Origin of the sequence: Pseudomonas sp. NDM, from assembly GCF_003105095.1 — a bacterium.
Taxonomy (GTDB): domain Bacteria; phylum Pseudomonadota; class Gammaproteobacteria; order Pseudomonadales; family Pseudomonadaceae; genus Aquipseudomonas; species Aquipseudomonas moraviensis_A.
In genome coordinates this window covers 1-10425 of the sequence record NZ_QETJ01000164.1, presented here as the reverse complement: position 1 = coordinate 10425, position 10425 = coordinate 1, and the positions used below count along the sequence as shown (strand labels likewise).

The 10425-nt window shown below is 59.8% G+C and carries 10 protein-coding genes; 3 read left to right on the top strand and 7 right to left on the bottom strand.

Going from position 1 to position 10425, the window contains the following annotated elements; translation table 11 throughout:
- Positions 1-76 precede the first annotated feature (76 nt).
- Positions 77-754, bottom strand: coding sequence for a Crp/Fnr family transcriptional regulator (locus DCO47_RS22715; protein ID WP_065615336.1), 678 nt, complete (start codon positions 752-754; stop codon positions 77-79).
- 84 nt (positions 755-838) lie between these two features.
- On the opposite strand from DCO47_RS22715, the gene DCO47_RS22710 reads away from it, so the two are divergent.
- Positions 839-1363: a DUF962 domain-containing protein gene (locus tag DCO47_RS22710; protein WP_064361635.1), complete on the top strand. Its 525-nt coding sequence runs from the start codon at positions 839-841 to the stop codon at positions 1361-1363.
- Positions 1364-1444: 81 nt separating this feature from the next.
- Here DCO47_RS22710 and DCO47_RS22705 read toward each other — a convergent pair whose 3' ends face one another.
- The 6 genes from DCO47_RS22705 to dibA all read right to left on the bottom strand — a co-directional run bounded on the left by DCO47_RS22705 (position 1445) and on the right by dibA (position 7793).
- Complete coding sequence (locus DCO47_RS22705) at positions 1445-2434, bottom strand: sulfate/molybdate ABC transporter ATP-binding protein (RefSeq protein WP_064361636.1); 990 nt, start codon at positions 2432-2434, stop codon at positions 1445-1447.
- Positions 2435-2437: 3 nt separating this feature from the next.
- Positions 2438-3310: a sulfate ABC transporter permease subunit CysW gene (gene cysW / locus DCO47_RS22700; protein ID WP_083353949.1), complete on the bottom strand. Its 873-nt coding sequence runs from the start codon at positions 3308-3310 to the stop codon at positions 2438-2440.
- A 12-nt stretch (positions 3311-3322) separates the two neighbouring features.
- Positions 3323-4141: a sulfate ABC transporter permease subunit CysT gene (cysT, locus tag DCO47_RS22695; RefSeq protein ID WP_007952818.1), complete on the bottom strand. Its 819-nt coding sequence runs from the start codon at positions 4139-4141 to the stop codon at positions 3323-3325.
- Between the two features lie 154 nt (positions 4142-4295).
- On the bottom strand, positions 4296-5309 hold the full coding sequence (locus tag DCO47_RS22690; protein ID WP_042610170.1) for a sulfate ABC transporter substrate-binding protein: 1014 nt from the start codon (positions 5307-5309) through the stop codon (positions 4296-4298).
- A gap of 144 nt (positions 5310-5453) precedes the next feature.
- The gene (gene oscA / locus DCO47_RS22685; protein ID WP_007917682.1) at positions 5454-5636 is read right to left on the bottom strand and encodes a sulfur starvation response protein OscA; all 183 of its coding nucleotides are present in this window, start codon (positions 5634-5636) and stop codon (positions 5454-5456) included.
- A 237-nt stretch (positions 5637-5873) separates the two neighbouring features.
- A complete protein-coding gene (gene dibA / locus DCO47_RS22680) occupies positions 5874-7793 on the bottom strand; it encodes a phosphodiesterase DibA (protein ID WP_116658966.1) in 1920 nt (639 codons plus the stop codon).
- Positions 7794-7940: 147 nt separating this feature from the next.
- On the opposite strand from dibA, the gene desA reads away from it, so the two are divergent.
- Positions 7941-9125 carry a delta-9 fatty acid desaturase DesA gene (gene desA / locus DCO47_RS22675; protein ID WP_042610168.1) on the top strand — a complete coding sequence of 395 codons (1185 nt, stop codon included), beginning with the start codon at positions 7941-7943 and terminating at the stop codon, positions 9123-9125.
- A 210-nt stretch (positions 9126-9335) separates the two neighbouring features.
- Positions 9336-10325: a sensor domain-containing diguanylate cyclase gene (locus DCO47_RS22670; RefSeq protein WP_116658965.1), complete on the top strand. Its 990-nt coding sequence runs from the start codon at positions 9336-9338 to the stop codon at positions 10323-10325.
- Positions 10326-10425: the final 100 nt, after the last annotated feature.

Here is a 10425-nt window from a genome sequence, read left to right as displayed (position 1 = left end):
TGTCAGTTGATTCATGTGTGACTGACATACCGCTATCGCGAGCAGGCTCACTCCTACAATGGTTCGGTGTGAAATCTCAAATCGTGGCCAAGACACGCAATCGCGCGCTATCGAGGATTTCGATCTCGCCGTAAGCCAGACCGATAATCCCTTGCCCCTGCAAGTCCTTGAGGATCTGATTGGTAGTCTGCCGCGACAGCGACAGCATCGCTGCCAACTGCTCCTGCGGCAGTTGCAGCGTCCGGCGTGGTGCGTCGAGTTCGCCGTAGCCTTCGGCGATCATCAACAAGCGATGAGCCAAGCGCGCCGGGGCCGGCAGCAGGCTCAGTTGTTCAAGATTGATAAAGGCCAGGCGCAATTTGTGGCTCATCAGCAGCGCCAGATGCCGCCAGTACTGCGGCTGTTCGTCGAGCAGTTTGAGCAGCGCCGCCTGAGGGATGTTCAACAAGGTGCATGCCCCGACGGCATAGGCATCATGGGTGCGTGGCTGACCATCGAACAGGCAGATTTCGCCGAACCAGTGCGGCGCCTCCACCAGACTCAACAACGCCTCCTTGCCCTGCTCGCTGACTGCGCCGATGCGCACGGCGCCATCGAGCACCGCGTACAGACCGCACGGCGCATCGCCGCGCTGGAACAGCCGCTGCCCCGCGGTCAGCCGCCGCTCTCGGGCCAACGCCAGCAGACTATCCTGAAAGGACAGCGGCAGATGACTGAACCACTGGCCGTTGAGCAACCGTGCACGAATTTGCATAACCACTCCTGGAGTGTCGCCTGCCCGACAGAGCGAGCGCCGATCCCGAGGGATGATGCATTCAACCCCACTGGAGGAACAACAATGAAAAGCCTCGTCGACCACCTCAGTCAATACGCCGCCTACCACCGCGACCCGCGCAACATCGTCAGCCACTTTATCGGCATACCACTGATCGTGGTGGCGGTCGCGGTTCTGCTGTCTCGCCCGGAGTGGTCGCTGGGCGGGTTGTGGGTATCACCCGCCGTTGTCGTGGCGCTGGCGTCGGCGTGGTTTTACCTGCGTCTGGAGTTGCAGCTCGGCGTGTTGATGACGCTGCTGATGGGCCTGTCGGTGTGGGTCGGACATGCACTGGCGCAGCAAAGCACCCTGGTCTGGCTGAGCAGCGGCCTGGCGATGTTCGTGATCGGCTGGGCGATCCAGTTTGTCGGGCATCACTATGAAGGGCGCAAACCGGCGTTTGTCGATGACATCAGCGGGCTGATTGTCGGGCCATTGTTTGTCGTCGCGGAACTGGCGTTTTTGCTCGGGCTGCGGCAGGAATTGAAACAAGAGATCGAGTTGCGGGCGGGGGTGGTGCGGGTCAATCCGAATCGTGCGGCTGTTTAGACCGCTTTCGCGAGCAGGCTCGCTCCCACAGAAAAACGCATTCCAATTGTGGGAGCGAGCCTGCTCGCGAAGCTTTTGCTTTTAGAGGTTAGCGACTTTCTGCCAGACCTTCGGTTTGAAGAACAAGGTTTCACCCTTGGCCAGGCCGATCAGGCTGTCGTGGTCTTTCACCACCTCGGCTTCGATCAGATCAGTCTGCCCTTCGACCTTCAGCGTCACCCGCGTCGTCGCACCCAGTGGGCGGATATCGCGCACTTCAGCGGCATGGTGATCTTCCAGTTCATGCCTGGACAACGACACTTCGTGCGGGCGAAACAGCACGTGGTTGTCGTCGCTGAGCAGCAAGCGGTTCGAATCGCCAAGGAAGTGATAGACGAAATCACTGGCCGGGTTTTCGTAGACGTCGCCCGGTGAGCCGATCTGCTCGATCACGCCCTTGTTCATCACCACGATACGGTCGGCGACTTCCATTGCTTCTTCCTGGTCGTGGGTCACGAACACCGAAGTCAGGTTGATGTCTTCGTGCAGCCGCGCCAGCCAGCGCCGCAGTTCCTTGCGCACCTTGGCGTCGAGGGCGCCGAACGGTTCATCGAGCAGCAATACTTTCGGCTCGACCGCCAGGGCACGGGCCAGGGCGATACGCTGACGCTGACCACCGGACAATTGCTCAGGATAACGATCCGACAGCCAGTCCAGTTGCACCATGTTCAGCAGTTCGTGGACCTTGGCCGCGATCTGGCTTTCGCTCGGGCGCTGGTTCTTCGGCTTCATGCGCAGACCGAACGCGACGTTGTCGAACACCGTCATGTGGCGGAACAACGCGTAATGCTGGAACACGAAACCGACGTTGCGATCCCGCACATCGTGGCCGGAAACGTCTTCGCCGTGAAAGACGATGTTGCCCTGATCCGGGGTTTCCAGACCGGCAATAATGCGCAGCAAGGTGGTTTTGCCGCAGCCCGAAGGGCCCAGCAGCGCGACCAGCTCACCGCTCTGGATGTCCAGGCTGATGTTGTCCAGCGCTTTGAACGCATTGAAATTCTTGCTGACGTTACGCACTTCGATCGACATGAATTAGTCCTCCGCGGCGCTGGCGCGCAGGCGGTTGATACGGTTTTCGCTCCACTGCTTGAGCAGCAGGATGAAGAGCGCCAGGATCAGCAACAGGCTCGCCACGGCGAACGCGGCCACGTGGTTGTATTCGTTGTAGAGGATCTCGACGTGCAGCGGCAAGGTGTTGGTCACCCCGCGAATGTGCCCGGACACCACCGACACCGCACCGAACTCACCCATGGCCCGCGCAGTACATAGCACCACGCCATAAATCAGACCCCACTTGATGTTGGGTACGGTGACGTGCCAGAACATCTGCCAGCCATTGGCACCGAGCAGGCGCGCGGCCTCTTCTTCCTGGGTGCCTTGTTCCTGCATCAACGGAATCAGTTCGCGAGCGACAAACGGCACGGTGACGAAAATCGTCGCCAGGACAATGCCCGGCAAGGCGAAGACGATCTGGATGTCGTGATCCTGCAGCCACGGCCCGAACAGGCCTTGCGCACCGAACATCAGCACGTAGACCAGACCGGCGATCACCGGCGACACCGAGAACGGCAGGTCGATCAGCGTGACCAGCATGCTCTTGCCACGGAACGAGTATTTGCTCACGCACCACGCCGCACTGACGCCGAACACCAGGTTCAGCGGCACCGAGATCAGCACGGCGATCACCGTCAGTTTCAGCGCCGACAGCGCGTCCGGTTCAAAAATCGCGGTGAAGAACGCGCCAAGGCCATTCTTCAAACCCTGCGATACAACGATGAACAGCGGCAGCAGGAGAAACAGGAAAAAGATCAGCCAGCCAAGACCGATCAGGATTCTGCGCGAGGTCGCACTGCCACGCCGCGCAGCGTTGGCCGAGGACGCGGCCGCAATAGACGATTGGGACATGTTCGCGCCTCCTTATGGGGTTTCGATGCGCCGCTGCAGCAAGTTGATCAGCAGCAACAGGACGAAGGAAACCACCAGCATCAGCACGCCGATGGAGGTGGCGCCGGTGTAATCGTACTGGTCGAGTTTGACCATGATCAGCAGCGGCAGGATTTCGGTTTTCATGGGCATGTTGCCGGCGATAAAGATCACCGAACCGTACTCGCCGACACCACGGGCGAACGCCAGGGCGAAACCGGTCAGCCAGGCCGGCAGCAGCGCCGGCAGCAGAATGTGACGGAACACCTGCAACGGCTTGGCACCGAGGCAGGCGGCCGCTTCTTCGACTTCACGGGGAATATCGGCCAGCACCGGCTGCACCGTGCGCACCACGAACGGCAGGGTCACGAAAGTCAGGGCAAGGGTGATGCCCAGCGGCGTGTAGGCGATCTTGAAGCCGAGGTCGGCGGCGAACTGCCCGACCAGACCGGTCGGCGTGTACAGCGCCGTCAGCGCGATGCCGGCCACAGCGGTGGGCAGGGCGAACGGCAGATCGATCATCGCGTCGATCACCTTGCGCCCGGGGAAGGTGTAGCGCACCAGCACCCAGGCCAGCAACGTACCGATGATGCCGTTGATGATCGCCGCACACAGCGCGGTACCGAAGCTCAGCTTCAACGCCGCCAGCACACGCGGTGCGGAAATGATCGTCCAGAACTGATCCCAGGTCAGCTGGGCGGCATGGACGAACATCGCCGCCAGCGGGATAAGCACAATCAGGCTGAGGTACACCAAGGTGTAACCCAGCGTCAGCCCGAAGCCGGGTATGACGGGGGAGATACGACGCGACATAAAAGTCCCTGGTTGAAAACGCATCAATGTGGGAGCGAGCCGGCTCGCGAAGAGGGAGTATCAGTCAACATCCCTGTCGCTGATAAACCGCCTTCGCGAGCAGGCTCGCTCCCACATGGTTTGTGCCTGAACTTCAGGCTCGTTTCGAGTGAGATTACTGCGCCTGATAAATCTGGTCGAACACGCCACCGTCGTTGAAGAATTTCGGCTGCGCGGATTTCCAGCCGCCGAAGTCCTTGTCGATGGTCACCAGCTCCAGTTTCGGGAACTGCTGGGCATATTTGGCCGCTACGTCCTTGTCACGTGGACGATAGAAGTTTTTCGCGGCGATTTCCTGGCCGGCCGGGCTGTACAGGTGCTTGAGATAGGCTTCGGCGATCTGCGCGTTGCCCTTCTTCTCGGCATTCTTGTCGACCACGGCCACTGGCGGTTCTGCGAGGATCGACAGCGAAGGTACGACGATGTCGAACTTGTCGGCGCCGCCGTCTTCTTTCAGCGCCAGGAATGCTTCGTTTTCCCAGGCCAGCAACACGTCGCCCTGACCGTTGTTGACGAAGGTGATGGTCGAACCACGGGCGCCGGTGTCGAGGATCGGCACGTGCTTGAACAGGGTTTGTACGTATTCCTTGGCCTTGGCTTCATCCCCGCCGTTGGCTTTCAGGCCATAGGCCCACGCCGCGAGGAAGTTCCAGCGTGCACCGCCCGAAGTTTTCGGGTTCGGCGTGATCACCGAGACGTCATTCTTGACCAGATCGCCCCAGTCCTTGATGCCTTTCGGGTTGCCCTTGCGCACCAGGAACACGATGGTCGAGGTGTACGGCGTGCTCGCTTCCGGCAGACGCTTCTGCCAGTCCGCGGGCAGGCTCTTGCCGAGCTTGGCGATTTCATCGATGTCGCCGGCCAGGGCCAGGGTCACCACGTCAGCACGCAGACCGTCGATCACCGCACGACCCTGCTTGCCCGAACCACCATGGGATTGCTGGATTTTCACCGTGTCGCCGGCATGATCCTTCTGCCAGAACTTGATGAATTCGGCGTTGTATTCCTGATACAGCTCGCGCGTCGGGTCATACGACACGTTGAGCAGTTCGTAATCCTTGGCAACGGCGGAACCGGCAAACACGGCACTGGCCAGCGCGGCCAAAGCGTAACGGCGAATCGACGACATGGTGAAAGCTCCTGGAATTCTTGGTGGTGGCTTTTTCTTATGTGTTGCTGGAATCGGGTCCCGTGAAAGATCGCCGCCTTCGCCAGCTCCTGCACACAGCCCCCTGTAGGAGCTGCCGAAGGCTGCGATCTTTTGATCTCAAGCTCAGCCCGGTTGTTTACCGGGTTGCTGCAAACGGAATTTCTCTTTGCGTTCGATCTGTACGACTTGCGCGTTGTGCACAGTGATCTCCACCGCGCCGAACCGCAGATCGCGCAGTGCGCTCTGGATTTCACGCAAGATGGTGCTTTCGTCCTGACCGTCAACGCTGCGAAGGGATGCGCTCATGGTGCTGCTCCTTTGAAGGGATTTTGCCTGGCAGTGGGCGGCACTGCGTTCGGCGTGGGAGCAATATAAGAGAGGCACGGATATTCTTAAAAAGACTATTTAAGAATGTTTATATAACCAGAAATGTTTGTCTGCCCGCACAAGGGGTTGCAGCCTGTAAAAGCAAAAGATCACAGCTTGCATCAGCTCCTGCACCGATCCCCGTAGGAGCTGCCGAAGGCTGCGATCTTTTGATCTTTAACTAATCAGTGGAGCACGCTCCCAATCAATTTCCGCCGCAGAAATTGGTCGCCCAAACCAATACCCCTGCCCCAGATCACACGCCTGCTGAAGCAAAAACGCCGCCTGCTCAACCTCCTCGATCCCCTCGGCATGCACCTGCATTCCCATGCTCCGCGCCAGCGCGATGATCACCCGGACAATCGCCACGTCATCCTCGTCCCAGGGCAACCCGGCAACGAAACCCTGATCGATCTTGAGTTTCTGCACCGGCAGGCGCTTGAGCCGCAGCAGCGAGGAATAGCCGGTGCCGAAATCATCAATGGCCAGGCGCACACCCAGTTCACGCAACCGATGCATTTGCTCCAGCGCCACTTCTGGATCGTCCATTACCGCGCTTTCGGTGACTTCCAGTTCCAGATGGGCCGGATCCAGCCCGGTGTCGTGCAGCACCTGCGCCACCTGCTGGTAAAGCTCACGCCGGGCAAACAGCCGCGACGAGACATTCACCGCGACGAACGACAGCACCACGCCGCTTTGCTGCCATTGGCACATCTGTCGACAAGCCTGCTGCATCACCCAGGCATCGATGTCGGCGATCAGACCGGTGCGCTCGGCAATCGGAATGAATTCTGCCGGCGACACCAGGCCGCGCTGCGGATGCTGCCAGCGCACCAGTGCCTCGACGCCGATCAGACGGCTGCTTTGCAGGTCGTGCACCGGCTGGTAATAGACACACAATTCCTGCTGCTCCAATGCGCGGCGCAGTTCGAAGGCGATTTCGACCCGTTGCTGGGCGTGCGCGGTCAGTTCTTCGGTGTACAGCGCGTAGCCGTTGCGCCCGCTGCTTTTGGCTTTGAACAGCGCGCTGTCGGCGTTGCGCAGCAACTGCTCGGCGCTCAAGGCATCGCTGGGAAACAGGCTGATGCCGATGCTGGCGTTGATAAACAGTTGATTGCCGTCAATCAGCATCGGCTCCTTCAACGCGTCCAGAATCCGTTGTGCCAATGCCGCCGCCTGCGCGGGCTGTGGACAACTTTCCGCGAGCACGGCGAATTCATCACCGCCCAGTCGCGCGAGGGTGATGCCGGGGCCGGACAGCTCCTGCAAACGCGTCGCCACCATTTTGAGCAACCGATCACCGACGTTATGCCCGAGGCTGTCATTGATCATCTTGAAATGGTCCAGATCGAGCAGCAGCAGCGCGCAGCCACGCTTGTGCGTCTGCGCCGACGCCAGCGCCTGCTCGGCGCGATCACTGAACAGCAGGCGATTGGGCAGATCGGTCAACGGATCGTGATGCGCCAGGTGTTTGAGCTCGGACTCGGAATCCTTGATCGCACTGATGTCGGAGAACACCGCCACATAATGGCTGAGCCGGCCGAAATCATCGTGAATCACCCGGATCGTCTGCCACTGTGGATAAATCTCGCCGCTCTTGCGCCGGTTCCAGATCTCGCCGCTCCATTCACCTTCGGCCTCGAGTGTGGCGAACATCGCCTGATAGAACCCCGGCGGATGGTGGCCGGACTTGAACAGACTGGGCTGCTGGCCGATCACCTCGTCGCGCCGATAACCGGTGATCTCGATGAAAGCGCGGTTGACGTGGACGATCGAGCCTCGATGGTCGGTGACCAGTACACCTTCGCGGGTGCAGTCGAACACGGCGGCCGCCTGACGCAGGCGCTCGCGGTCGGTATGCCGCTCACGCAAGCGCGCGCCGATGCCGAGAAACCGACACAGACGCGCCCGCGCGAGAAAAATCACTCCGGCGCTGACCGCTGCCAGCAGATAACCGTTGATCAGTTGCCAATGGGCCCGCTCACCGGAGTCATCGAAGAATTTGCTTAATAAATGATCAGAAACCTGCAGCCACACGGCGGCCAGTACCAGGTAGAGCAGCGCTGCACGCAAGGCATCGCGGTAAGTCGCAGACATTCGGTCGTCCATGTCCCTACAAAAAGGTTGGAATTATAGGTCAAGAAACATTCAGCGACTTCTTATCTGAAAGGGCGACTGGTTTTATCTGTGTGCTTAGTGATAATGCAACGGCTGTTTTTATCTTTATCGAGGGCCCTATAGCCTATGTGGTACGAAGGTTTTCTTGGCTTGTCGGCCTGGTCACTGGTCGCGGTCACCCTGCTGATGACCCATGTGACGATTGTTGCCGTCACGGTCTATCTGCACCGTTACTCGGCCCATCGCTCGCTCGAGCTGAATGCGGGTCTGAAGCACTTTTTCCGTTTCTGGCTGTGGCTGACCACGGCGCAGAACACCCGCGAGTGGACCGCCATCCACCGCAAACACCACGCCAAATGCGAAACCGAAGATGACCCGCACAGCCCGGTGATCAAGGGCCTGTCCACAGTGCTGCGCACCGGTGCCGAGCTGTACCGCAGCGAAGCACAGAACCCGGAGACGCTGCGCATCTACGGGAAGAACTGCCCGGAAGACTGGATCGAACGCAACCTGTACAGCCGCTATCCATTACTGGGCGTGGCGATCATGGGCGTGATCGACCTGCTGCTGTTCGGCACCATCGGCATCACCATCTGGGCAATCCAGATGATGTGGATTCCGGTGTGGGCCGCTGGTGTCATCAACGGCCTGGGCCACGCCGTCGGCTATCGCAATTTCGAATGCCGTGATGCGGCGACCAATCTGGTGCCCTGGGGCATCCTGATCGGCGGTGAAGAACTGCACAACAACCATCACACCTATCCCAACTCGGCCAAGCTGTCGGTGAAGAAATGGGAATTCGACCTAGGCTGGGCGTGGATCAAGGTCTTCTGCTTCCTGCGTCTGGCCAAGGTGCAGCGGGTCGCACCGATCGCCCACCGCGTTGAAGGCAAGGGCAGCCTCGACATGGACACTGCCATGGCGATCCTCAACAACCGCTTCCAGATCATGGCCCAGTACCGCAAATTGGTGATTGGTCCGCTGGTCAAGCAGGAGCTGGCCAAGGTCGATCACTCGGTGCGCCACCAGTTCCACCGGGCCAAACGCCTGCTGTCGCGTGAAACCAGCCTGCTGGAAGACCGTCATCACCTGCGCATCCAGACCATGCTGGAACACAGCCAGGCGCTGAAAGTCATTTACGAAAAACGCCTGGCCCTGCAGCAGATCTGGGTCAAGACCAGTTCCAATGGCCACGACATGCTCGCAGCCATCAAGGAATGGATTCACGAGGCCGAGGCCAGTGGCATCCAGTCGTTGCGTGATTTTGCCGATCAGCTGAAAACCTACTCGCTGCGTCCTGCGGCGGTTTGATCGGGCACTGGCTGCGATCTTCTGATTCTTAAGATCAAGAGATCGCAGCCTCGTTGCACTCGTCAGCTCCTACAGCTCGCCGCCTGGCGGGACTCGGTAATGGCCGGGAACTTCGCCGAAAATCCTCTATCTCAAAGACACTTCGCCATCCCGGCGGGTTGTACTGTGGCCGTTGTCGACATTGCGGCGCGCCCTTTGAGATCTGTGCCGATGGTCAACAACAACCAGAAAGACACATCCTTCACCCAATGGCCCGAGGCCGCGCAAACGTTGATGGCGCTGATGCACGCGAAAGGCGAAGTCGCGCGCCTGAGCGAACGCGAACAGTTGATCAGTTCGCTGCTGGTCAGCGTCAACGCCGTGCTCTGGGCTTTCAACTGGGAAACACGTCAGGTGCTGTATGTCAGCCCGGCGTACGAAAGGATTTTCGGCCGCTCCGCAGCACTGTTGCTGGCTGACTACAACCAGTGGCGTGACAGCATTTATCCCGATGATCTCGAGTACGCCGAACAGAGCCTCGCCGAAGTCCTGCACCGAGGTGCGGTGGAGGATCGCGAGTACCGCATCATCGCCGCCGACGGCCAGGTGCGCTGGATCAGCGACAAATGCTTCATCAATCGGCAGGACGAGCCCGGTCAACCGGTGATCATCGTCGGCATCGCTGAAGACATCACTGACAAGAAAAACATGGAAACCGAGCTGCAACGCTTGGCCACCACCGATGTGCTGACGCAGAGCAGCAACCGCCGCCACTTCTTCGAATGTGCCCACCGCGAGTTCGCCGAGGCCCGCCACCACGGCACACCGCTGGCCTTCCTGCTGCTGGACATCGATGACTTCAAAGTGATCAACGACAGCTACGGCCATCCCGAAGGCGACAACGTGCTGCAACGGATCGCCGAGTGCGGGCGTGGATCATTGCGTCGTGGCGACCTGTTCGGGCGGATTGGCGGTGAGGAGTTCGCTGCGGTGTTCCCCGGCTGTGCGCCGGAGATGGCCGTGCAAGTGGCAGAGCGACTGCAGCAGGAAATCCAGCGGCTGCGCTTCAACCACGACGGTCAGCCGTTCAGCATCACCGTGAGCCAGGGCCTGACCAATCTCACCGACGAAGACAAGAGCCTCGACAACCTGTTCGCCCGCGCGGATGCCGCGATGTACGAGGCGAAGCGGCAGGGCAAGAACCGGATTATTGCGGCCTGACCCGGTCTCATATTCAACACATCCCCCTGTAGGAGTGAGCCTGCTCGCGATCGCGGAGTGTCAGACGAAACTTTAATAACTGACACTCCGCTATCGCGAG

Coding starts and splice junctions, on each gene's coding strand:
- DCO47_RS22715 (WP_065615336.1), bottom strand. CDS start 754: ATGCAAATTCGTGCACGGTTGCTCAACGGCCAGTGGTTCAGTCATCTG.
- DCO47_RS22710 (WP_064361635.1), top strand. CDS start 839: ATGAAAAGCCTCGTCGACCACCTCAGTCAATACGCCGCCTACCACCGC.
- DCO47_RS22705 (WP_064361636.1), bottom strand. CDS start 2,434: ATGTCGATCGAAGTGCGTAACGTCAGCAAGAATTTCAATGCGTTCAAA.
- cysW (WP_083353949.1), bottom strand. CDS start 3,310: ATGTCCCAATCGTCTATTGCGGCCGCGTCCTCGGCCAACGCTGCGCGG.
- cysT (WP_007952818.1), bottom strand. CDS start 4,141: ATGTCGCGTCGTATCTCCCCCGTCATACCCGGCTTCGGGCTGACGCTG.
- DCO47_RS22690 (WP_042610170.1), bottom strand. CDS start 5,309: ATGTCGTCGATTCGCCGTTACGCTTTGGCCGCGCTGGCCAGTGCCGTG.
- oscA (WP_007917682.1), bottom strand. CDS start 5,636: ATGAGCGCATCCCTTCGCAGCGTTGACGGTCAGGACGAAAGCACCATC.
- dibA (WP_116658966.1), bottom strand. CDS start 7,793: ATGTCTGCGACTTACCGCGATGCCTTGCGTGCAGCGCTGCTCTACCTG.
- desA (WP_042610168.1), top strand. CDS start 7,941: ATGTGGTACGAAGGTTTTCTTGGCTTGTCGGCCTGGTCACTGGTCGCG.
- DCO47_RS22670 (WP_116658965.1), top strand. CDS start 9,336: ATGGTCAACAACAACCAGAAAGACACATCCTTCACCCAATGGCCCGAG.